Annotated in this window: 19 protein-coding genes; 10 read left to right on the top strand and 9 right to left on the bottom strand. The window is 37.1% G+C overall.

Features of this window, described 5'->3' with window-relative positions:
* Together Q0983_RS01100 and Q0983_RS01105 are read left to right on the top strand one after the other, a co-directional pair.
* On the top strand, nucleotides 1-472 hold a 472-nt coding region (locus tag Q0983_RS01100), incomplete at its 5' end, for a phytanoyl-CoA dioxygenase family protein (protein WP_299547447.1).
* Nucleotides 473-640: 168 nt separating this feature from the next.
* Nucleotides 641-2,416 carry a sodium:solute symporter family protein gene (locus Q0983_RS01105; protein WP_299547450.1) on the top strand — a complete coding sequence of 592 codons (1,776 nt, stop codon included), beginning with the start codon at nucleotides 641-643 and terminating at the stop codon, nucleotides 2,414-2,416.
* Nucleotides 2,417-2,638: 222 nt separating this feature from the next.
* Here Q0983_RS01105 and Q0983_RS01110 read toward each other — a convergent pair whose 3' ends face one another.
* Entirely contained in the window at nucleotides 2,639-3,709 is a 1,071-nt protein-coding gene (locus Q0983_RS01110) for a hypothetical protein (RefSeq protein WP_299547453.1), read from the bottom strand.
* Between the two features lie 144 nt (nucleotides 3,710-3,853).
* Here Q0983_RS01110 and Q0983_RS01115 point away from each other — a divergent pair, with 144 nt between their 5' ends.
* From Q0983_RS01115 to Q0983_RS01135, 5 genes are all read left to right on the top strand, one after another.
* A complete protein-coding gene (locus Q0983_RS01115) occupies nucleotides 3,854-4,378 on the top strand; it encodes a sigma-70 family RNA polymerase sigma factor (protein ID WP_299547456.1) in 525 nt (174 codons plus the stop codon).
* A 49-nt stretch (nucleotides 4,379-4,427) separates the two neighbouring features.
* Entirely contained in the window at nucleotides 4,428-5,330 is a 903-nt protein-coding gene (locus Q0983_RS01120) for a FecR family protein (protein ID WP_299547459.1), read from the top strand.
* Nucleotides 5,317-7,821, top strand: a complete 2,505-nt coding sequence (locus tag Q0983_RS01125) for a TonB-dependent receptor (protein ID WP_299547462.1) — start codon at nucleotides 5,317-5,319, stop codon at nucleotides 7,819-7,821. Before Q0983_RS01120 ends, Q0983_RS01125 begins: the two co-directional genes overlap by 14 nt.
* A gap of 148 nt (nucleotides 7,822-7,969) precedes the next feature.
* A complete protein-coding gene (locus Q0983_RS01130) occupies nucleotides 7,970-8,398 on the top strand; it encodes a hypothetical protein (RefSeq protein ID WP_299547465.1) in 429 nt (142 codons plus the stop codon).
* Nucleotides 8,399-8,702: 304 nt separating this feature from the next.
* Nucleotides 8,703-9,587 (top strand): hypothetical protein, encoded by an 885-nt coding sequence (locus Q0983_RS01135; protein ID WP_299547468.1) that lies wholly within the window; start codon nucleotides 8,703-8,705, stop codon nucleotides 9,585-9,587.
* Between the two features lie 64 nt (nucleotides 9,588-9,651).
* On the opposite strand, the gene Q0983_RS01140 is transcribed toward Q0983_RS01135, so the two are convergent.
* Entirely contained in the window at nucleotides 9,652-10,095 is a 444-nt protein-coding gene (locus Q0983_RS01140; RefSeq protein ID WP_299547471.1) for a universal stress protein, read from the bottom strand.
* 173 nt (nucleotides 10,096-10,268) lie between these two features.
* Between Q0983_RS01140 and Q0983_RS01145 the strand changes: the two genes are divergently transcribed.
* A complete protein-coding gene (locus tag Q0983_RS01145) occupies nucleotides 10,269-10,727 on the top strand; it encodes an RNA methyltransferase (RefSeq protein WP_299547474.1) in 459 nt (152 codons plus the stop codon).
* Here Q0983_RS01145 and Q0983_RS01150 read toward each other — a convergent pair whose 3' ends face one another.
* The 7 genes from Q0983_RS01150 to tsaD all read right to left on the bottom strand — a co-directional run bounded on the left by Q0983_RS01150 (nucleotide 10,728) and on the right by tsaD (nucleotide 17,837).
* Nucleotides 10,728-12,191, bottom strand: a complete 1,464-nt coding sequence (locus Q0983_RS01150; protein ID WP_299547476.1) for an arylsulfatase — start codon at nucleotides 12,189-12,191, stop codon at nucleotides 10,728-10,730.
* Nucleotides 12,192-12,206: 15 nt separating this feature from the next.
* Nucleotides 12,207-13,376: an RsmD family RNA methyltransferase gene (locus Q0983_RS01155; protein ID WP_299547479.1), complete on the bottom strand. Its 1,170-nt coding sequence runs from the start codon at nucleotides 13,374-13,376 to the stop codon at nucleotides 12,207-12,209.
* A 6-nt stretch (nucleotides 13,377-13,382) separates the two neighbouring features.
* A complete protein-coding gene (locus Q0983_RS01160; protein WP_299547482.1) occupies nucleotides 13,383-14,471 on the bottom strand; it encodes an AI-2E family transporter in 1,089 nt (362 codons plus the stop codon).
* A gap of 43 nt (nucleotides 14,472-14,514) precedes the next feature.
* A complete protein-coding gene (locus Q0983_RS01165; protein ID WP_299547485.1) occupies nucleotides 14,515-15,015 on the bottom strand; it encodes a TrmH family RNA methyltransferase in 501 nt (166 codons plus the stop codon).
* Nucleotides 15,016-15,328: 313 nt separating this feature from the next.
* Nucleotides 15,329-15,970 carry a DUF4159 domain-containing protein gene (locus Q0983_RS01170; protein WP_299547488.1) on the bottom strand — a complete coding sequence of 214 codons (642 nt, stop codon included), beginning with the start codon at nucleotides 15,968-15,970 and terminating at the stop codon, nucleotides 15,329-15,331.
* A 1-nt stretch (nucleotide 15,971) separates the two neighbouring features.
* Nucleotides 15,972-16,676, bottom strand: a complete 705-nt coding sequence (locus Q0983_RS01175; protein ID WP_299547490.1) for a 16S rRNA (uracil(1498)-N(3))-methyltransferase — start codon at nucleotides 16,674-16,676, stop codon at nucleotides 15,972-15,974.
* Nucleotides 16,677-16,814: 138 nt separating this feature from the next.
* Nucleotides 16,815-17,837, bottom strand: a complete 1,023-nt coding sequence (tsaD, locus tag Q0983_RS01180) for a tRNA (adenosine(37)-N6)-threonylcarbamoyltransferase complex transferase subunit TsaD (RefSeq protein ID WP_299547493.1) — start codon at nucleotides 17,835-17,837, stop codon at nucleotides 16,815-16,817.
* Between the two features lie 163 nt (nucleotides 17,838-18,000).
* Here tsaD and Q0983_RS01185 point away from each other — a divergent pair, with 163 nt between their 5' ends.
* Nucleotides 18,001-22,398 (top strand): translocation/assembly module TamB domain-containing protein, encoded by a 4,398-nt coding sequence (locus tag Q0983_RS01185; protein ID WP_299547496.1) that lies wholly within the window; start codon nucleotides 18,001-18,003, stop codon nucleotides 22,396-22,398.
* Between the two features lie 155 nt (nucleotides 22,399-22,553).
* Nucleotides 22,554-23,540 (top strand): 6-phosphofructokinase, encoded by a 987-nt coding sequence (gene pfkA, locus Q0983_RS01190; RefSeq protein ID WP_299547499.1) that lies wholly within the window; start codon nucleotides 22,554-22,556, stop codon nucleotides 23,538-23,540.
* The last annotated feature ends 3 nt before the right edge of the window (nucleotides 23,541-23,543 follow it).

The following is a 23,543-nucleotide window of genomic DNA, read 5'->3' on the forward strand; positions in this document are numbered from 1 at the left end:
AAACAATCATTTAACCTGTTGGGTGGGCCTGGATGACGCCAGTGAAGACAATGGCTGTTTGTACTTTGTTCCCGGGAGCCATAAATGGGGATTGTTACCAATTACGGGTTTAACCGGGGATATGGATGCAGTTCGAAAAGTACTGACGCCCGAACAAAACAAGGCCATGGATAATAAGTTTGCCAATGTCTTAAAAAAGGGCTATGCCAGTTTTCACCATCCGATTTGCATGCATGGTTCCTATGCCAATGGTTCCAACCGGCAAAGAAGGGCCGTGGTTCTCAATGTGATGGCAGATGGTACCAGATCCAATGTGGATGCTCTTAAAAGGCCAGAGGATCTACAGGGGTTTCCTATCATTCCCCAGGATGAAAAAATGGAAGGCACGTTTTATCCGGTCTTATTTGATAAGGATATGGAACTAATTAAAACCATTATAGATGAAATTCCAACTATTAATGATTTTGATTAATGCATTACTTAACCTCCTCTTACCATTATCACTGTGTAAAATCCATTTTTTAGTAATGGTTAATTGTAGTATCACATACGCAATTTCTGTACAAGTCTGTCATTCAGAAATAGAAATGTTATGCGGCTCAGTGAAGAATGGGCTTTGTCTTAACTTGAAGAATATAACATGATTTTAGAAAAAATAGATTGGATCATTATTGGAATATTTTTTATCACCTCCCTAATTATAGGGATTATGGTTTCAAAACGCGCAGGGAAAGACACCTCTGAGTTTTTTCTATCGGGTCGCTCCATGCCCTGGTGGCTCTTAGGAATTTCTATGGTCGCTACCACATTTTCAGCTGACACGCCCAACCTGGTAGCCGATATTGTTCGAAAACATGGCGTCTCCGGAAATTGGATTTGGTGGGCTTTCCTTTTAACCGGAATGCTGACGGTCTTTTTATATGCCAAGCTATGGAGACGCTCTACCGTCCTGACAGATCTTGAGTTTTATGAACTTCGATATAGTGGAAAAGAAGCAGCTTTTCTAAGGGGATTCCGGGCACTATATCTCGGGTTCTTTTTCAATATTATTATAATGGCAACCGTATCTATGGCTGCTATCAAAATTGGCGGCGTTTTACTTGGTCTTAGCCCGATCCAAGCTTTGCTAATTGCCTCCGTCACCACAGTTATTTACAGTTCGTTGGGAGGACTGAAAGGCGTCCTGATAACCGACTTTTTTCAATTTTTCATGGCTCTTATCGGATCCGTATGGGCTACCATAGTTATTGTTGATCTGCCGGAAATTGGAGGTTTAGATAACCTTTTATCTCATACAAATGTTAAGGATAAATTAAATTTCTTTCCGGATTTTTCCAATACCGACCTACTCATTTCGGCTTTTATAATCCCCATCGCAGTTCAATGGTGGAGTGTGTGGTACCCGGGTGCTGAACCCGGAGGTGGGGGCTATATCGCACAGCGAATGCTCTCTGCCAAAGACGAAAAGAACGCCATCTGGGCCACGCTTTTATTTAATTTAATGCACTATGCCATACGGCCATGGCCCTGGATTTTAATCGCATTGGCATCATTAATCATTTTTCCTAATGTATCCGATTTGGTGCGTGCTTTTCCTAATGTCGATGTGTCAGTGATTAAGGATGATCTATCCTATTCTGCAATGCTCACTTATTTACCACCTGGTCTATTAGGGTTGGTTTTAGCCTCTTTAATCGCGGCTTTCATGTCTACCATATCAACGCATTTGAATTGGGGGGCATCCTATATGGTACATGATTTTTACCAGCGATTTATAAATCCAGGGGCTTCAGCGAAACAACTGGTTTTTGTAGCGAGGATGAGTACTGCTCTTTTGATGTTATTTGCCGCAATATTAGCCTTATTTCTAAGCAATGCGTTACAAGCATTCAACATACTGCTACAAATTGGAGCAGGTACAGGACTACTTTTTATATTGCGATGGTTTTGGTTCCGTATAAATGCCTGGAGCGAGATGACAGCCATGATAGTATCCTTTGTCATAGCCCTGTATTTTGAGGCCATACATCCCTGGACCGGACTTCCGGAAATATCTGATGCTTTAAAACTGGTACTGGGAGTTCTAATCACTACAACTGCCTGGGTTGGGGTTACGTTGCTTACAAAGCCTTCAAATGAAGAAACACTTATATCGTTCTATAAACTAATACAACCGGGTGGTCCCGGGTGGAAAAAAATCAGGATTAAAATTAAGAATGGTGATCTTGACAATAACAAAAATTGGGATGTCCCCATCGCTATACTTTGTATGGTCATAGGAAGTTTTATGATCTTTTTTGCCCTCTTTACTATTGGTTATTTCATCTATGGAAAACTGAAGCTGGCATTGATGTTACTTTTACTAACCTTCCTTAGTGCGTTCTTATTATTTAAGCTCTGGAAAAAACATCTTTAAGGTCCCGATACATGCCATTTTTTAAAAAGCATTTGATGCAAGGCACACAAAAAAAGTACAATAAAGCACAGCTTTCAGGTTTTATTGCTAATACAGTATTAATTATTTCCATTGTAAAATAAAAAAGTAATCCTAAGATTTTTAAGGATTACTTTTTATGTTGTACATCAGGCAATAAAAATATTAAACCGATGTAGTGTTCAAAAATTTTAGATTATTCGATTAGCAATTACTTTCAAAACCCAACTCATCTTCACCCAATTCTAATTCAACCGCAGCTTCACCGGGTTCGTGCTCTATTTCATGAAGAATCCAGGTACCATTGAAGTCTGATAGGTCTGGTATATTTATCGTAACCGAAATATTATTACCTTCACCTGAAGCTTCCCAGGTTCCGCTAAATGTACTGGTAGAACCTTGAGTGACTACAATCGTACCATCATTATTAAACTCAAATGTATACCCTTCATAGTTATCTTCAAGGTCATTATTGTTACGCTTTAATTCATCTACCATCCATTGAGGACAATCAGCAAAAACTGAGACCAGGTCGTCTGTGGTACAGTCATCACAATCATCGTCATTATAATCGTAATCATCATCCTCATCACAACTATCATCAGCTAATTCAATAGCCTCTTCTAATGCTTGTATATCATTGATAACTAGGGTTGAGTCATCAGGAAATATAACAGTAATCGGAAAGTTTATGGTAGTAGCAGCATAATCATCCAAATCCTCTATAAAATCATACATGTCGTTGTCATTATCGATAGAAATGGTATTTATTAGATCATTGTTTTCGTCAAAGATCGATGCCGTAATTGGGTATTGAAAATCTATACATTCTATATCATCGTCACCTTCATTTTCATCATTACAATCATCGACATAAGTTTCAAGTTCGTCAAAACTGTTAATAATGATTTCCGTGTAATCGGCAAGGACGATGGTAACCGGGAAAGAGATATCTATGATATCATCATCATCTTCAAATTCATCAAGGATATCCTCTAAATCTTCATAGTTACCTATTTCATTGATGGTAATTGTAATGCTATTTACCGTAATGGTTATAGGCAATTGAAAAGTAAAACAATTTGCGTGATACACGATATTATCAACAGAGCCGTCATTTAATACGGTTTTCTTCATTAAACCGGCAACCGTTGAATTAGAGGTAATTGCTTCATCTGTTGGAGGATCAATCGCTAAATCTTCTTCTGTTCTACAAGATGTAATCATTAGAATAAGGGCTAAGACTAAAAAGAAAGGTGTTCTGAGTGTTTTCATAACTAAGTAAATTATATTTTTATTTTTTCAAAAGGAGTTTCTACAGCACTCTTTATTCTTAAAACAACCCAATTAAAAAATGTCCCAGGAAAAAAGACATTTTTTTGTTTATCTTTCGTTTCTCAAATCCAATAACCCAATATTTTGCCTAAATCATTGCACCAGGATATATGTGACAAGTTTCGTTTTTCAAAACTTTATGAAAAGTATGCCCAGTCATTGAGTAATATCCTTTTTTACAAATATGGAGCGCTTTTAAACCCGGCCGATAAGGTCCAGGAGGCCTTCATCAAACTCTGGGAAAACTGTTCCAAGATTAAGCCGGAAACAGCCAAGACTTATTTGTACACTACAGCTAACAACATGATGCTCAACGAAGTTAAGCACCAGAAGGTTGTTTTAAAATACAAGGAGGTTAAACCACAAGACTATACTAATGAATCCCCGGAGTTTATTCTACGTAAAAAAGAATTTCTTAAACGTTTTGAACGTTCACTATCAGGGCTTAAGGAAGAAGAGCGGGTTGCGTTTATGTTGAGCAAAATAGATGGGAAAACCCATAAAGAGGTTGCAGAAATTTTAGGAGTCACTAAAAAAGTAGCTGAGCATAGGGTTTATGCTGCTTTAAACAAACTTAAAAATGAGCTCGAAGAACTGAATAGAAAATAATTCTGGGATAATTCCGGTTTTAGTTGTTTTAAATATATAACAGCATGTTATGGATAAAGAGGATTTATTAAAAAAATGGTTAAACAATAATCTGTCTGATGCAGAGGCAAAAGCTTTTAATGCTTTGGAAGATGCCGACCTGTATAATGAGATTGTTAGTGAAGCTAAACGATTTAATGGTAATACCCATGCTAAAGTTGTGCCTTTTGATACCCTGGATAAAAAATTGTACACGCGGAAGAGTACTTCTAAGCAATGGATAAGAGTTGTTTCCGGTATAGCTGCTGTTTTTGTTGTTGGTTTTGCATTGTTTACTCTGATCAGTAAAAACCAAATAGATTCCTTTAAGACTGATTTAGCTCAAAATGAAACCATAACACTTCCTGATAACTCTATGGTTAACCTTAATGAACTATCCGAATTAAAGTACCAAAGCTCTGATTGGGATGAAAACAGGTCTCTTAATCTTAAAGGTGAAGCTTATTTTGACGTTGAAAAAGGGAAACGTTTTGAGGTTTACACAGATTTAGGGAAGGTCAGCGTTTTGGGAACAGCGTTTAATGTTTTATCCAGAGACAGCATTTTTAAGGTCTCGTGTTATGAAGGTCTGGTGCAAGTAACATATAACAATGAAAATATTGAGCTCCCGGCGGGGACGGAATTTGCTTTGGATTCAGGAACGGCCATAAAATCCGGTATTGCAATTGCTGAACCGCACTGGCTTAACAATATGAGCGTTTTTGAAAATGCTTCCCTGGCAGAGGTTCTTAAAGAACTTGAACAGCAATACAATATAGATGTTGAATATCCATCGTCTGTAAATGTAAACTTTACAGGAGCCTTTGAACATAATAATCTTGAAAATGCTTTAAAATCTATTACAAATCCCCTTAATTTGACTTACACAATTCAAAACGCCAACAAAGTCATAGTAAGGAATGGGCAAAACTAAAGTTTATGTATTACTATTTCTGTGTTTTGCCTTATCAATTAAGTTACATGGCCAAAATGCAGGACAGAGTGTTCCCATTTCCAAAGTACTGGAACAAATTAATCAAATTCATGCTATAACTTTTAATTACGAAAGTAGCCTTTTAAAAGACATTTATGTTGTTCCCATTCCAGAGGACTTAAACTTATCGGCTAAAATCAAGAATCTTGAGAAACAGACAGACCTGATCTTTGAAAAAGTTAGCGAGGTAGTTTATACAATTTCGAAAGTCATTCAATTATGTGGCTACATTAAAGATTCAGAATTAGCACAACCCGTTGAAGGTGCAACTATTACAAGTAAGTCAGGGTATTCGGTAACTGATGAGAACGGGTATTTCGAAATAAAAGTAAAGTCCTTAAATGAACCATTAACTATGAGGCATATTGGGTTCAGAACTATTGAACGACAAGTCAGGTATTTCAATTTAGCGGATTGTGGAACTATAACAATGTTTGTTCAGCAAGAAACCATAGCTCCTGTACTCATTGAAACCTATCTTGTTAAAGGTATTGACAAAAGACAGGATTGGACCACTTCAATTGACTATACCCGGTTTAGTCTTTTACCTGGCCTCATTGAATCTGATGTACTTCAAACCGTCCAGGCATTACCCGGTGTTTTAAGTGTTGATGAAACCGTTTCAAATATCAATATCAGGGGAGGTTCCCATGACCAGAACCTTATCCTATGGGATGATATTAAAATGTATCAAACAGGACATTTTTTTGGTCTAATATCGAGTTTTAACCCTGCAATGACCCAAACAGCCAGTGTAATTAATAATGGTTCAGACGTTGCTCTGACGGATGGCGTTTCCGGAACGATTCACATGCAGACGGATAAACAGGTTGATTCAAAGTTTAATGGGGCTTTGGGGCTTAATTTTTTGAATGCAGAGCTGTTTACCAACATTCCCATAGGTAAAAAGTCCTCTCTACTAGTGGCCTCAAGAAAATCTTTAGATGATTTTGTTAGAACCCCAACGTATGACGTTTATTTTGATAGGGTAACCCAGGATACAGAGGCCGCAAACAATGTTTCCAACGTAACCAATTCTGACCAAAACTCTAATTTCTATGATGCCTCATTCCGGTGGTTGTATCAGCCTACTGATAAGGATTTTATTAGGTTGAATTTTCTGGTCGTTGATAATAATTTAAGTTTTAATGAAACTGCAAATGTCAATGGCTTTAATGAAACAAAAGAAAGTGGCGTATCTCAACACACTGTTGCCGGAGGCCTAAATTATAGAAGAGCATGGACCAATAAACTATCTACTGTCTTTAATATTTACAACACAGACTATAAATTGCAAGCAGTTAATGCTGATGTGATGGCAGGGCAACGTTTTTTACAGGAAAATGTGGTTTCCGAAACAGGTATAAAACTGGAAAGTAATTATACTCAGGATATATGGCGTTTTAAACTTGGGTATAATTTTTTCGAGACTGAAGTCATTAACTTAAATGATATTGACTTACCAAGATTTGTTAGACGGGATGAAGAAGTATTAAGGGAACATGCAGTTTTTGGTCAAATAGGATACAAGAATCCTGATAATGGCTTTTCGGTTAGAGGTGGCGTTAGAGCAAACTATCTTACCAGATTTAAAAAATTAATTGTTGAACCCAGGTTAAGTATAAGAAAGCCAATTGGAAAGCACTTTGAAATTGAAGCACAAGGCGAATTTAAACATCAAAGCACCTCGCAAATTATCAATTTTCAAAATGACTTTCTGGGTATAGAAAAGAGACGTTGGCAATTAACGGATAATGATGACATTCCTATAATTCAAAGTAAGCAGGCTTCATTTGGCCTAGTTTATAAAAATAGCGGTTGGTTATTTGATGCCAAAGGGTATTACAAAACAGTAGATGGTGTTACCACACAGAGCCAAAGCTTTACCACAAAGTATGAGTTTATAAAAACAAAAGGAGGGTATGATGCTTATGGTCTTGAATTTTTATTTAGAAAACGGTTCAATAATTTTAGTTGCTGGTTAAGTTATTCCCATATAAATAATACCTATACTTTTGAAACTCTGGAAGACATTGAATTTCCTAGTAATTTTGATATTACTAATTCCTTAACCGTTGGAACAACATATAGCGATAAATCATGGAATATTTCTGCCGGATTAAATTACAGAACGGGAAAACCAACCTCAATTCCCTTAAGTGGTAATGAAATAGTTGATGATGAAATAAATTTTGATTTAGCCAACAACGACAAACTTAAGGATTATTTCAGATTAGATGCCTCCGCAATTTATAAATTTAAAATCGGCAAAACGCTCAGGTCGGAAGTCGGTGCATCGGTCTGGAATATTACTAATCGGGAAAATGCGATTAATAATTATTACAGGCTAAATCAAAATGAGGCTATTGAAAAATTTTCCCGATTCTCACTGGGTTTAACCAGTAATATTGTATACCGACTTTATTTTTGAGTTGGTTTTATTTAAGACTAATTATCAATTGGTTTCTGATATGGTAGACTAATTTATAGCACTCTCATAAAAAATATTTGCAAAAAGTTTGGGACTTCTATGAAGTAAGTTGTTTTAAAATAAAAGTGTTTAACCTAAAACAAAAAAAATGAAAGCCTCAAATTTTAAACTATTTGGAATTTTAATGGTAATGACAGTTTTTACGCTTACTACTACTTCTTGTTCCAGTGATGATGGACCGACGGTAAATATTGTAGAAAACGAAGGGCCCAACGGAGATATAGGCGGTGACTTTACAGGAAATGGGGGCGATGGTACAAGAACCATAACCTGGACCAACAATCTCGCAACTGCCGATTATAATGCAGATATTACATCGTCTGCTACAGGAACCTTGCTTATGAAAGTAGCAGATGCCAATGGAACTGTTGTTCTTGAAAGAAGTTTAAATGGTGGTACAGAGCCGGATTCATTCTCTGGTGTAACAAGCTCTGGCGAACCTGGTAATTGGACGGTTACCATTACATTGACTTCTTTTAACGGCGATGGAAGTTATTCATTAAGTGCCGGAGATTAATCTATTTGAATTATTTAGTTTCAGGAAATGCCACCTTAATTGATGGGGTTTTGTTTTGTAACTCCAAAAAAGAACGCCGGCGCGTAGCTCTCAGGCTTTATACTTGTACGGTAAAGTATCAGGGGGACATTAAAAATAATCCTGTCGCGATCACTTCAATCCTCACCAGCCATAGTGGAGATATGTTGTTTTATAAAACCTTCATTAAAAGAAAACCATATGTGGCATTCTTGCGGTTATCTCTTGCGTTTGTAGTTATTGACTTGTATTAGTTTTGATTTGTCATTAACTAAACTAACAAACTATGAAACTTACAAGACTGTTTTTCTTGTCTTTATGTCTTATCATTTATTCCTGTTCATCCTCAAAAGACGACCTTGATCCTTCCGACTATCAATTACCTGATAATGAGGAGGAACAGAACGCCGGTGATAATGGAACCGGAACCGGAGAAGAGACAGGTGGGACCAATGAAACTGAAACCACCACGGTTGACGGTATTAAAATTGGATCCAATTATGTTGTTTTTGAACCTGAGGTAACAAAATCTGATTTGGGATTATGGGTTGTGAGAAAGAAAGGAGACCCTGACTATTACCCTGACAGTGATAATTTCAGAACTACTGAAGGAGACATAGCAGCTTTGAATGATGCCTATTTAGAGTTTACAGGAAATAACTTAAATGGAGGTCAGCCAAAGTCTCCTTTAAAATATACTTTTACTTGTCCAAAAACAGCAAAGTATAGGTTGACCATGCGCATGCTCCAGCCATTGGAGAAATGTACTCCGGGCACTGAACATTGTACGGATGCAGGGTTTGAAAAGGGAGATAAAAGAAATGATTTATGGTTTAAGCTGGAAGGGGATTTTACAACGGCCTCAGCATTTCCAACTGAAGAATTAAAGAAAAACCACAAGTTCTGGGGACGTGGGGTGCGCAAGTGGGGTTCTATACATAAAATGGAAGGCCATATTGATGGCGTGAAGAAGCACGCTGTTGTTGCTGTGAATTTGAAAAAGGATGAAGAATATACGCTGACTATTTCCGGTAGGGCACAGGGCTGTAGTATAGATTATATAATTTTCTATGAAAGAAGTTTAGAGGAAACAGAGAATTTTGAGGTGGACATTCATACCGATTTGGCTGCTGCATTACCGGAATACTTAAGACCGGATGTAGCCGAATAAATGATTAAATTGGGGGAGAAAGTCTTTACACCACTGTAAAGGCTTTTTTTTTTAACGAATATGTTTAAGAATCCAAAGGAACCAGTAGTACAGGAATATCCGATTTTTTAACTAGTTCTTCCGAAACGCTTTCCAAAAATAATTTATAAATAAAACCATGCTTATTATTTCCGGTAATGATCAAATCAATATTTAATGTCTTAACTTTTTCCATGATGGTTTGGATGGTTTGACCTTGAATAAGTAAGGCTGTGGTGTCAATATTTTTGCTATTTAGTGTCTCAGCATATTTCTGAATACGTTTGCGTTCTTTTTTTAAAATAGATGCCCGATGTTCTCTTTCATCGTTTGGACCACTACCACTAATGTAAGGGACAAAATCAGGTTCCGGGGAAGCAATATGGATCAACCAAATTTTGGAATGGAATTTCTCGGCTAGCCGACTACCCATTTCAATTAGTTTTTGCTCATTACTATTAAACTCAATAGGGATTAAAATATTTTTCATGACCTCGTTATTTGTGATTTCCTATAAGTTACGGAAATAAAGAAACTTTTAAAATGATTAAAGTCACTTGTCTGAATATTTAAGAAACCTGTAACTAAATGGTCGGATCCTTTTGTTCTTAGCTAAATTCTACAAAAACCTTAACAGGTCATTATCTTTTCTATTTTTGCATCATGAATGACAATTTTGTAAACGAATTTTTTGGCATTGGCATCCAAAATGGAAAAACACCGGAGAACTTAGGTGTTTTATGGAGGTCCGCACAAAACTTAGGAGCCAGTTTTATTTTTACCATAGGGAACCGCTATGCAAAACAAGCTTCTGATACACATAATGCAGTTAAATCGATGCCTTATTTTCACTATGACACCTTTGAAGATTTCTTTAGTAACCTGCCCAAAGGCGCACGCCTGGTTGGTGTAGAGCTTACTGATGAAGCGGAACCTTTGGAAACGTTTCATCATCCCAGACGGTGTGTTTATTTATTAGGAGCTGAAGACCATGGGCTTTCCAAGCAAGCTATCGAAAAGTCACATTTCTTAGTGAAATTTAAATCGGAGTTAAGTTTAAATGTGTCGGTAGCCGGGAGTATTGTGATGTATGATAGAGGTATTGCCAAACCAAGGTCTTAATTATTTTTCGGCATTGTACGTGGTTTGCTCAAACTTAAATACGTCTGAAGGTGTTCTGCTTGATTCCAGAGTTTTCGCAAGAGAGGCCACTTTCTCCGGTAAACTTGCAGCCAGATCGGTGGTTTCACCGGGGTCTTCTTTTAAGTTATAAAGTTGATATTTACCGTTTTTCTTCGTGTCATATCTTACCAATTTCCAATCACCTTGCCTTAGAGCCTGTCTTCCGTCCCTTTCATGAAATTCCCAGTAAAGATGACCGTGTTGTTTTTGGTTGGCCTGTCCTAAAAGTGTAGGAAGGAAAGATATGCCATCAATCTCATGCTTTACATCAATATCGGTAAGTTGGGCAATTGTTGGCAAAACATCCCAAAAGGCAGAGATATGGTCCGTCTTGCTTCCGGGGGATATTTTACCCTTCCAGTTTACAATCATGGGTACCCTAATACCGCCTTCATATAAATCGCGCTTATAACCCCGGTACGGGCCATTGCTGTCAAAGTAATCCGGATCTGCTCCGGCCTCCAGATGCGGACCGTTATCGGAACTAAAAATAATGATCGTATTGTCTGCCAGGCCTAAAGATTTAATTTTACTGACAATGTCTCCTACCTGATCATCAAGCAAGTTGACCATGGCCGCAAATGCCGCATGACCATTTTTCTGGGACTGATAGGGGCCATTTTTATAATCGGGGCCGTCATCAGTACCTATATAGGAGTTTTCGGGTTCGTATTTCCCCAGGTGCTTTTTCATATAAGATTCCGGGGCCAATAATTCGGCATGAGGAATAATGCTCGGGTAGTACAGGAAGAAAGGCCTGTCTTTATTGTTATCAATAAACTTTAAAGCTTCCAGGTGTATTAAATCCGGAGCGTATTGTTCACTTTTGTGTCCCTGATTGCCTTCAAGTACTATTTTCTGATCGTTACTCCAGAGGTGGTAGGGATAATAATGATGGCCAATACGTTGACAATTGTACCCGTAAAACGTATTAAAACCTTGTTTTAAAGGATCTCCCTCAGATCCGGGATACCCCAATCCCCACTTACCAAATGCTCCGGTGGTATACCCTTTACTTTGTAATAATTTTGCCAATGTCTGTGTACTTCCGGGTAAGGGCCATTGTCCTTCGGGTCTTACTTCTTTATTACCTCTAATGGGCGTATGCCCGGTATGCAATCCCGTCATTAAGGTGGACCTGGAAGGTGCACAAACCGTAGACCCGGAATAATGCTGCGAAAAGAACATGCCCTCTTTTGCCAAGGTGTCAATATGAGGTGTGGTGAATCTTTTTTGGCCTGTGTAACTTAAATCTCCGTATCCCAGATCGTCTGCCAGAATATAAATGATATTAGGGCTGCCATATGTCGGTTTTTGAAGCTTATCCGGTTGTTTTTCTTTACAGGAATGAAGTAAAGCAACACATATCAGGGCTGATAAAAGGGTATGTAACTTAGTGGTCATAGGTCTTGGTTATTTTTATAGCTTAGAAGTTACTAATATTATTTTGTTGTTGTTTACATCCGTAGTGAAAAATAAATAGGTATCCCCGCCATCTTTAATCTGTAGTTTTCTTCTAATCTGTTGCACGGTTTCCGGGAAGTTTCTGGTGGTTACATTGGCTTTTTTTAGCCCTGTCTTTTTGAATGCCTTTTTATTGTAGGGCAGTATAGTGTCAATTTTGAATCGCCTTCCGGGGAAATTAATAAGGAGTTCGCCGGTATATAAATGGGAATGCTGATGCAGCTTAAAAATCTTCAATTGATTTGAAACATCATTAAAACCACCGGATTTTAAAATAGCTGCGTTAGGTTCATATAAATAGGTGAGTGGTAAACTATATTCAACGCCTCTTTTATTGGGATTGAAACTGAAAACCTCGTTTTGGTCTTTTTTAATATTAACGGTTTCTATAGTCAAAGGGCCTTCATAACTAGCTTCCAAAACCCAGAGCAATTCTTTGACCTCGTTATTCACCGCCACAACATGAACGGTTTTGACGTGTTTTAATTCATTTTTACCTACTGAAATATCCAGTAACGGTGAGGTCTTTATCATGATGTGTTTTGAGGCCTTAAAAAGGGATTCAAGGTGCTCCGGGACATTTGGTAAGCAATCTTTTAAAAAGAACACTTTGCCTTTGCTGTCATGTCGCCTGGACGGATCTACATAGATCCAATCAAACATTTTATTTAAAGTTTTTAAGTAGTCCATACCATCGGTATGAATTGTTGCAACATTACTAACGGCTAGTTGACGGTAGTTATGATTTACAATCTTTGAGAGTTGCGCATTGATCTCACAATGAATGACTTCATTAAACCGTTTTGAAAAATAATAACAGTCAACACCAAAGCCACCGGTTAAATCGATTATAGAATTACCATGGATCAGTTGCGATTTGTATGCTGCTGTAATTTCAGAAGAGGTTTGTTCAATGTTCAGCTTATTCGGATAATAAATAGTATCCGTATTAAACCATGTGGGGAGTTTGTTTTTACACCTGTTTTTGGCTTCAATCTGCTCAATAAGGTCTCTGGTTTCAACAGTATCAAAACTAGTGCCTTTTAATAAAAGCGAAGTAATGTCAGCATTGAGATTAGCTGAAATAAACGCTTGAATTTCAGTATTTAAAATCGCTAAATTCAAAGTGAACTATAGATCTTTAGTCAGCTTTTTTACAATTTTGTTTTCTGACAAGAAGCCTTTTAAAATGACTTTAATGGCTGTGTAGGCGGGTACGGCGATAATCAATCCTAATACTCCAAACAGGATCCCGGCGATAAGGATCACCAAAAATATTTCCAACGGGTGTGATTTCACACTCTTTGAGAAAATGATAGGTTGACTTCCAAAATTATCTACCAACTGCCCAATGGCAATGACAAGCAATACCCAAAACGTTTTTGGCATAATGACTTCAGAAAAGCTTTGTCCTAAATTACTGGTCATGGTCAGGGTGATCATTAAAAACGCTCCTATTAACGGACCAACGTAGGGGATCAGGTTTAACAGGGCACATAAAAAGGCGATAACTACAGCATTTTCAACGCCTATAATTAATAATCCGATCATGTAAATGATAAAGAGAATAAATATCTGAAAGATCAGCCCCACAAAATACCTGGACAATAAGTCCTTTATTTTTTCTGAAGATGCTTTCCAGCGGGTTTCTTTATTATCCGGGATTAAGGTCAGAATGCTATTCTCAAATAAACGACTGTCTTTTAAAAAGAAAAACGAAATGAATAGCACTGAAAACAAGCCAATACTAAAGCTTCCCAGGCCGCTGATGACTGAGTTTAAAAAATTTGGTATGAACGAAAAGTCCAGCTTGGAAAACAGGTTAGAGTCTTTCAAGGATTGTTCCACATCAATTTGGTGCAGATCGAAATAAGTAATGATCTCTGCATATAAACTTTCAATATTGCCTTGTAATTCCGCAGTATTTAACAGCGATAACTTTTGGCCCTGATCCAGAATCAGGGGAATAAACAAGCTTACCAAACCGGCAATAATGGCTAATAAAAACATCATGGTTACAACAACTGCCAGGGTGTTTTTAAACTTTAAACGTTTACGTAAAAACAGTACCACAGGCCTTCCTATTAAAGAAATTACCGCTGCTATAGCTATATAACCAATGACCGATTGTATTTGATATAAAAAGTATAAGATCAGAACGACACCACAAATAATGGCAATGGCTCTTAAAATACCGTTTGAGATTATTTTGGAATTCATTTAGTAAATATAATAACTATTTGTCATTGCAAGTCCCTTATTGTTACAACAGTTGCTTAGTCATTTCATACAGGGTGATATTAGTGGCCTGCACCACATTCATACTACTGTTTTGACCGAACATATCAATATGAACAATACTATCGGATACTTGTAAAATGCTTTCTGAAACCCCAAAGTTTTCATCACCAACAACTAACACCATAGGTTTTTCTGATGAAAATTTAAATGTATGTATGGGTTTGCTGCTATCAGTTATCTCTAAAGAAATGATTTGATACCCCTTATTTTTTAGTGTTTCTATGGTTTTTATAGCAGAAGGCTGAATTTCAAAATCGACCACTTTTTCCGTAGCTCTTGATGTTTTCGTCATTTTTCTCCCTAACGAAATATGGTCGCCACAAAGTATGAGCTTCTCAACACCAAAGGCATCGCATATCCTGAACAAACTTCCAATATTAGGGGCATTGGTAACATGGTCACAAACAACGGTGATAGGAAAAGTGCGTTTTGCGAAGTTGGTATTGTAATGTGTCAGTTGCAAGTGATGTACGATTTTAGATTTATGATTTACGAATTCCGAATGTTAAAATGACCATATACTATTTGAAATTGTAACAGTTTCTTTATTTCCTAAAAGAAAATATAGTACAATTATAAAAACTAAAATAAATGCCAGAACTTTTAGAAACACAATTAATAATTGCTTCGACGAGTAATCTTTATGAGAATCGATCCCGAAAAACAATTCTACAATAAAAAGAAAAATAGCTTTCAAAACTTATTTATGTTTTTTCTGTGGTTTTAAATCTCAGATTATACAATCTAAAATCGTATATCATAAATCGTACTTCGATTTAGTTCTCGAAAGCATATTTAACAATATTAGCCCCCATTTTAAGCGCTTTTTCCCTTACTTCAGGCGGATCATTATGAACCGATTCATCCTCCCAGCCGTCACCCAGATCACTTTCATAAGTAAATAATAATACCAATCGGTCTTCATGAAAAATCCCGAATGCTTGCGGACGTTTACCATCATGCTCGTGTATTTTAGGTAATCCGTTTGGGAAATTATAGGCTATATTAAAAATAGGATGCGAGGATGGAAGCTCTACCAGTTCTTTATCGGGGAATACCTTTTTTAATTCTACAGTAATATAAGGCTGCATACCGTAATTGTCATCAATATGTAAAAACCCACCGGAGATCAGATAGTTTCGCAAATTTTCGGCGTCATCTTCACTAAAGAATACGTTGCCATGCCCGGTCATATGTAACATGGGAAATTGGAAAATATCCGTACTACCCACTTCCACATTTTGAGGGACGCTTTCTATCTTAGTATGGATGTTATTATTACAAAACGTAATTAAATTAGGTAATGCCGTAGGATTACTGTACCAATCACCACCGCCTTTGTATTTCAAAACAGCGAGCTCCTGTGAAAACGAGGTAAAAAACAAAAGACAGAAGACGGAAGACAAAAGTAATTTCATATTATTCATTTACAAAGGCTACAGAATGACATGCTACAATGGCAGCTGTTTCAGTTCGTAACCTGGTAGGGCCTAAAGTTACGGGAATAAATTTATTGGCCATAGCCATTTCAATTTCTTTGGTACTAAAGTCGCCTTCCGGTCCGATTAAAACGGTGATATCAGTTTTAGGTTTAAGCGCTTGCTTTAAAGATTTTCTGTCGGTTTCTTCACAATGCGCAATAAACTGATCTCCTTTGAACTCTTGTTGTATAAAATCTTTAAAAAGAACAGCATCTTTTAATTCGGGTAAATAACAGTTCAAAGACTGTTTCATGGCCGATTGCAAAATACGTTCAAAACGTTCCGGTTTAATCACTTTACGTTCGCTTCTATCACAAATGATAGGGGTGATGGTATCAATACTGATCTCGGTAGCTTTTTCCAGGAACCACTCGTAGCGGTCGTTCATTTTGGTTGGGGCCACGGCCAAATGCAAACTATAGTCACGTTTGGGTTGCAATGATTTTGAAGTAATGCTTACCAGGCATTTGTTGCTATTAGGAAGTGCAACTTCCGCCTCAAACAACCAACCCTTACCGTTAGTGATGTGTAAGGTGTCTCCGGTATTTTTGCGCAAAACCTTTACAATATGTTTGCTCTCATCTTTTGGAAAAGTAAACTGGGTGGTGTTTTCGGTAATATCCGGATTATAAAAAAGTTGCATGAAGCGAAGATATAAAGATTTATGATTTTAGATTTACGAATTGTCTTTATAATAAATTTCGCAAAGACGCTAAGCCGCAAAGTTTGAAACTCTGATACTGAAAACTGGGGCTGCCCACTGAACACTGAATACAGCCAACTAAATTTTCAACCTGGCTGAAGCCATGACATGTTGTTCGGTAAAGTCTCCTTCCAGGTATTTTAAATAGCCTACAATAGCTATCATAGCAGCATTATCGGTTGTATATTCAAATTTTGGAATGTATGTTGTCCATCCAAACTTTTGTTCGCCATCCTTTAAAGCTTGTCGGATACCGGAGTTAGCAGACACACCACCACCAATCGCAATGTGTTTAATACCGGTTTCCTTTGAGGCTTGTTTAAGCTTATCTACCAGGATACCAATAATGGTGTATTGGATGGAAGCGCAGATATCGTTTATGTTTTCTTCAACAAAATTTGGATTAGCTTTCGTTTCACGCTGCACAAAATAGAGAATACCTGTTTTTAAACCCGAGAAACTAAAGTTGAGCCCGGCCACTTTGGGTTTGGTGAATCTAAACGCTTTCGGGTTGCCTAATTTGGCACGTTTGTCAATTTCCGGTCCTGCAGGGTATCCCAGACCAAGTATTTTTCCGCTTTTATCAAAAGCTTCACCAACGGCATCATCAATGGTTTCCCCAATCACTTCCATATCAAAATAATGGTTCACCTTAACAATTTGGGTATGCCCGCCGGAAATGGTCATGGCTAAAAACGGAAACGGAGGTTTTTCAAAACCTTCCTCATTTATGTAATGCGCCAAAATATGCGCTTGCATATGGTTGACGTCTATTAACGGAATGTTCAGGCCATAGGCCAAAGATTTGGCAAACGACGTGCCTACCAACAAGCTTCCCATTAATCCCGGGCCGCGTGTAAAAGCCACAGCATGGAGTTGTTCTTTGGTAATACCGGCTTTTTCAAGTGCCTGGTGCACTACCGGAACTATATTTTGCTGATGGGCCCTGGAGGCTAACTCAGGAACCACACCACCATAGGCTTCATGTATTTTTTGGTTGGCAATAACATTACTTAAAATGTTTCCGTTATGAATTACGGAGGCAGCTGTATCATCGCAAGACGATTCAATTCCCAGAATAAAAATATTTTGTGAATCCATTAATAAATATTAGGCACAATAATTGTTAATTTTGATTACGAACAGACATCTAAAGGTACTTGAACATTCGTAAGTACAAATGTAGTTTATTATTAATAATATCATAACTTTAACCCGTATCAAAAAAGTACTGAAAATAGCATCAAAAATAGCAGCTATCCTGTTGCTCATCTTCATCATTTTGGTGTTAGTGCTATCTATTCCTTCAGTTCAAACCAGTTTGGGGAATTATGCTACAAAAAAACTTAATGAAGCCTTTGGAACTAACATCAATATTGACAAGGTTGGTTTGCAGTTAAATGGTGATGTGGAGTTTAAAAATATCTTTATTGAAGATTATAAAAAGGACACCCTGATAAGTATAGCAGAGTTAAATACGTCTGTTTTAAGTTTCAGAAATCTTTATAATAACAAAATGACCTTTGGTGATGTTGATATCATGGACCTGTTTTTAAACATAAAGACCTATAAGGATACCAGTGATACCAACCTCGACATTTTTGTGAAAAAAATAGAAGGTGAAAATCCTAAAAAGGGTGACGGCAGTTTTCTGTTATCTTCAAGTGATGTGTCAATCTACAATGGGATTTTTATGATAACCGATGAGAATAGGGAAGTAGAAAAACGTCTGGACTTTAAAGATCTGAATATAAATGCAACAGATTTTTTAATAAAAGGAAGTGATGTCAGTGCCAGAATTAATAAGCTGTCATTTGAAGATAGTCGAGGTTTGACTATAAAAAATATGATGACCAACTTTAAGTACACACTTACCGGAATGACCTTCGATAATCTGAATATAAAAACGCCTGAATCTGAATTAAAAGGGGACTTAAAGTTTACCTATAAGCGGGAAGACCTTCAGTTTTTTACAGATAAGGTTTTGGTGGATGCAAGGTTTGAAAATTCCAATGTGCTATTAGATGAACTCAATTTAATATATGATGAGTTTGGAGCCAACCAGCGTGCTGTTTTCAATGTGGATGTAACAGGAACCCTGAATAATTTAAAAACAACTGATTTAAGCCTTCGTACCAGTAGAAACACCAGAATTCGAGGCGATGTAACCTTTGAAAACCTGTTTAATAAAGAAGAAAACAACTTTTACATGGACGGCAGCTTTTCTAATCTAACCTCAAATTACAGAGATTTAAAAGCCTTGTTACCCAATGTTATCGGTGATGCTATTCCGTCTTCTTTTGAACGCCTGGGAAGATTTACTATTGTCGGAAATACGCAAATATCATCCTCTACCGTTAACGCTGATATTGAAATTGATACGGAAATAGGTTTTGTAGATTCCAATTTAGAAATGACAAAGGTGGATGATATAGATAATGCTTCCTATAAGGGTAAGGTAGTGTTTGAAAAATTTGATTTCGGTGCTTTTCTTGATGAACCAAAAATTGGGGTTGGTTCGTTAGATTTCGATGTAAACGGAAACGGATTTATAACAGAGATCCTGGATACACAGGTAAAAGGTGATATTTATGAGATTGTTTACAACAACTATAATTATAGTAGAATTAAAGTAGCCGGAAATGTTAGAAACAAGATCTTCGACGGTAATTTGATTGTTAACGACAGAAACTTACAGCTAAATTTTAACGGATTGGTGGATTTCTCTGAAGAAATAAAAAAATATGATTTCGAAGCCAATGTAGATTATGCTAATTTAAAGACGCTTAACTTCGTTAAAAAAGACAGTATATCCGTCTTTGAAAGCAGGCTGAAAATGAATATGAACGGTAGTAGTCTGGATGATGCTTATGGTAAAATTTCGTTTAATAACACGACCTACACAAATGAGCATGACAAATACTACTTTAAAGAATTTGATATTTCATCCAGGTTTGAAAATGATATCAGGTATATAGAGTTTAGGTCACCTGATATTGTAGAAGGTGATTTAAAAGGGCGTTTTGTTTTTAAAGACCTAAAGAAACTGTTTGAAAACTCTATCGGGCATATTTACACGAACTATATTCCGCATGAGGTCAGGACCAATCAGGGAATCGATTTCAATTTTAAGATATATAATAAAATAGCCGAGGTTATTTTCCCGGAAATTGAACTGGGTAAAAATACTTATATACGCGGTAGGGTTGAGAGTGATGAAACCAAATTTAAACTTACCTTTAAATCGCCTCAAATAAAGGTGTATAATTATTTTGCAAACAATATAGAGTTACAGGTTGATAATAGCAACCCGCTTTTCAATACTTATGTAGAGGTGGATAGTTTAAATACCAAGTTTTACAACGTATCCAGGTTTAATTTAATCAATGTTACCGTTAACGACACCTTGTTTATGCGTTCTGAGTTTAAAGGAGGTAAGCGTAATAACGATAGCTATAATCTCAGTTTTTACCATACAATTAATGAAGAGAACGAATCGGTTTTAGGGTTTAAAAAATCGGACTTCACTGTTAAAGACCGAAAGTGGTTTATAAATGAAAAGAGTGACAGGTTTAACAAAATGTCTTTCAATAAAGGATTAACCAGGTTCAATCTTGATAATTTCAGGATTAATCATAAGAACGAAGAAATTATGCTATCGGGTTTCCTTAAAGACTCCACTCAAAAAGACATTAAGTTGAATTTCAAGAATGTTAACCTGGCCAAAATAACCCCTGATATTGATAGTTTGTCTTTAGCAGGAAACGTAAACGGCAAGCTGGATATTCTGCAACAAAACGGAAGTTATTTGCCGAACTCAACCATATTTATTGACAATTTCAGGATTAATGAGTTTCCTTTAGGGGATTTTGATGCCAGCATTACCGGAAATGAGGACCTGACCAATTATGTAGTGGATGCTACTATTAAAAATGATATATCCAAGTCTTTTGCTGCCAAAGGTGATATTAATGTCGTTGGAAGACGATCAAAGATTGATGTTGATCTTACCTTTGATCATTTTGTTTTAACACCGCTGAATCCGTTGCTCCAGGATGTACTATCCAATATAAGAGGATTTGTAACCGGAAAGGCGAACATTGTGGGGAACCTTAACAGGCCCAATATTGAAGGCGAGTTTAGATTGAAAAACGCCGGTTTTGGTATTCCGTATTTAAATGTAGATTACGCCTTTAACAATAATGCTTCGGTAACTTTAAAAAAACAAAGTTTTATTTTTAATGACATTCAGCTTACTGATACCAAGTTTAAATCAAGAGGCACACTGAATGGTTCGCTTAGCCACGTAAATTTATCGAAATGGCGTTTGGATCTTGGTATTGACACCAAACGGTTGTTGGTTTTAGATACGCAGGAGACCGAGGACGCCTTGTATTATGGTCGGGGGTTCATGGGAGGTGTAGCAGATATTTCGGGGCCAACAGAACAATTGACCATCAGCGTGACTGCGGAAACCAAACCGGGAACCGTTTTTAAAATTCCTTTAAATGACACGGAATCGTTTGGAGATAATACCTTTATACGTTTTGTAACAAAAGAAGAAAAAGAAGCAAGAGATAAGGGTGAAGAAGTTGTTTTTCAGGATATTCAAGGATTGGAATTAGATTTTGATGTAGATATTACCGAAGAAGCCGATTTGGAAATAATCATTGATAAAAACACGGGCCATTCATTAAAAGGAAGAGGAAGAGGGGGTATTTTAGTTGAAATTAACACTAATGGTAAGTTTAATATGTGGGGAGATTTTTCCGTGTTTGAAGGGTACTATAATTTTGCCTACGGAGGCCTGGTTCAAAAACAATTTGTGGTACAGCCCGGTGGAACGATTGCCTGGGAGGGTGATCCGTTAAAAGCACAAATAGATATGCTGGCTATTTATAAGACCCAGGCAAATCCATCCCCATTATTAGATAATCCTATTAACAGAAGTATCCCGGTTGAACTAAATATTGCTTTGACAGGAGATTTAGAACAACCCGTTCCTGAATTTAGCTTTGAATTTCCAAATGTTAATTCAGCGGTTAAATCAGAGTTACAATACAGGCTGGACTCACCGGATGATAGACAAAATCAGGCATTATACTTAATATCAACCGGTTCATTTTCAAGAGGGTTGAATGAACTTAATTTTTCCGGAACCATTGCAGAAAGACTTAATGGTATTATCAACGGGATCTTTTCAAATGGAAACGGTAAGTTCAATTTGGGTGTGAATTATGAAGCGGGTCAGAACAGACCGGATTATCAAACCAATGATAGAGTGGGTGTTACATTGCAAACACAAATTAGTGACCGGGTACTTATAAATGGTAAAGTCGGGGTGCCCATTGGTGGAGCTGATGCGGCCAATACCGTGGTTGCCGGTGATGTTCAAATAGATTTTCTTTTAAATGATGAAGGCACCTTAATTGCCAAAGTATTCAACAGGGAAAACAGTATCCGAAATTTTGGTGAAGCCATTGGTTATACCCAGGGCGTTGGGCTTTCATATAATGTCGATTTTGATACCTTTAAAGAACTTATTCAAAACTTATTCAAAAAGAAAGAAACGGAAGCCGTTTCGGAAGGAGAAAAAACAGAAGATTTAGGCGGAAATACCGCCCCGGATTTTATTACTCATAAAACCGCTTCACAAAAATAAAATCCCCTGTATTTATATTTCAATTTGCTGTTGTTTTCAACAGAATTATAAATGATCATTTACTAAAACGTTGTAGTGTTAAGTATGCATTAAAAAGGGCTAAATGCTATGATTATATAGTTTTTGTTTAGTAATTTTACCGGCAAATTAAAGATATGCCAAATAGAATCAAAAAAATAGCAGTTTTAACTTCAGGAGGAGATGCTCCGGGAATGAATGCAGCGGTTCGTTCGGTAGTTAGAACATGTGCGTATCATGGTGTGGAATGTGTAGGTGTGTATCGGGGCTATCAGGGTATGATAGAAGGTGACTTCAAGCCTATGGACGCCCGTAGTGTAAGAGGGATTATCAATAAAGGAGGTACCATATTAAAGTCTGCGCGTTCCAAAGAATTCAGAACAAAAGAAGGTAGAGAAAAAGCCTTTCAAAATATTAAAAAAGCAGGTGTTGAAGGTCTGGTGATTATTGGAGGTGACGGGTCATTTACCGGAGCCCTGGTTTTTAACCAGGAATACGGGTTTCCGGTCATGGGAATTCCGGGAACTATTGATAACGATATCTTCGGAACTACACATACATTAGGTTTTGATACGGCACTGAACACCGTGGTTGACGCCATTGATAAAATTAGAGATACCGCAAGCTCACATAACAGGTTATTCTTTATTGAAGTTATGGGGCGTGATGTAGGTCATATTGCGCTGAATACCGGAATTGCGGGTGGAGCAGAAGAAATTTTAATCCCTGAGGAAGATTTAGGATTAGATAGACTTGTTGAGTCGTTAAATAAAAGTAAAAAGACCGGTAAAACTTCCAGTATTGTGGTGGTGGCTGAAGGCGATAAGATTGGTAAGAACATTTTCGAATTGAAAGAATATGTTGATGAGAATATGGAAGGATACGATGTACGCGTATCAGTACTCGGACATATGCAACGCGGTGGTGCACCATCTTGTTTCGATAGGGTTTTAGCAAGTAGAATGGGAGTTAAGGCCGTAGAGACCTTATTAAATGGACAAACCAATTATATGGTTGGTTTACAAAATAATAAAATGGAATTGACACCATTGGATAACGCCATAAAAGGAAAAACAAAAATAAACTTAGAATTATTACGTGTCTCAGATATCATGAGCACATAACAC

It is taken from the genome of Seonamhaeicola sp. (assembly GCF_028281565.1).
Lineage (GTDB): Bacteria > Bacteroidota > Bacteroidia > Flavobacteriales > Flavobacteriaceae > Seonamhaeicola.

Coding starts and splice junctions, on each gene's coding strand:
- Q0983_RS01175 (WP_299547490.1), bottom strand. CDS start 16,676: ATGCAACTTTTTTATAATCCGGATATTACCGAAAACACCACCCAGTTT.
- pfkA (WP_299547499.1), top strand. CDS start 22,554: ATGCCAAATAGAATCAAAAAAATAGCAGTTTTAACTTCAGGAGGAGAT.
- Q0983_RS01170 (WP_299547488.1), bottom strand. CDS start 15,970: ATGAAATTACTTTTGTCTTCCGTCTTCTGTCTTTTGTTTTTTACCTCG.
- Q0983_RS01105 (WP_299547450.1), top strand. CDS start 641: ATGATTTTAGAAAAAATAGATTGGATCATTATTGGAATATTTTTTATC.
- Q0983_RS01160 (WP_299547482.1), bottom strand. CDS start 14,471: ATGAATTCCAAAATAATCTCAAACGGTATTTTAAGAGCCATTGCCATT.
- Q0983_RS01120 (WP_299547459.1), top strand. CDS start 4,428: ATGGATAAAGAGGATTTATTAAAAAAATGGTTAAACAATAATCTGTCT.
- tsaD (WP_299547493.1), bottom strand. CDS start 17,837: ATGGATTCACAAAATATTTTTATTCTGGGAATTGAATCGTCTTGCGAT.
- Q0983_RS01150 (WP_299547476.1), bottom strand. CDS start 12,191: ATGACCACTAAGTTACATACCCTTTTATCAGCCCTGATATGTGTTGCT.
- Q0983_RS01125 (WP_299547462.1), top strand. CDS start 5,317: ATGGGCAAAACTAAAGTTTATGTATTACTATTTCTGTGTTTTGCCTTA.
- Q0983_RS01140 (WP_299547471.1), bottom strand. CDS start 10,095: ATGAAAAATATTTTAATCCCTATTGAGTTTAATAGTAATGAGCAAAAA.
- Q0983_RS01110 (WP_299547453.1), bottom strand. CDS start 3,709: ATGAAAACACTCAGAACACCTTTCTTTTTAGTCTTAGCCCTTATTCTA.
- Q0983_RS01145 (WP_299547474.1), top strand. CDS start 10,269: ATGAATGACAATTTTGTAAACGAATTTTTTGGCATTGGCATCCAAAAT.
- Q0983_RS01130 (WP_299547465.1), top strand. CDS start 7,970: ATGAAAGCCTCAAATTTTAAACTATTTGGAATTTTAATGGTAATGACA.
- Q0983_RS01135 (WP_299547468.1), top strand. CDS start 8,703: ATGAAACTTACAAGACTGTTTTTCTTGTCTTTATGTCTTATCATTTAT.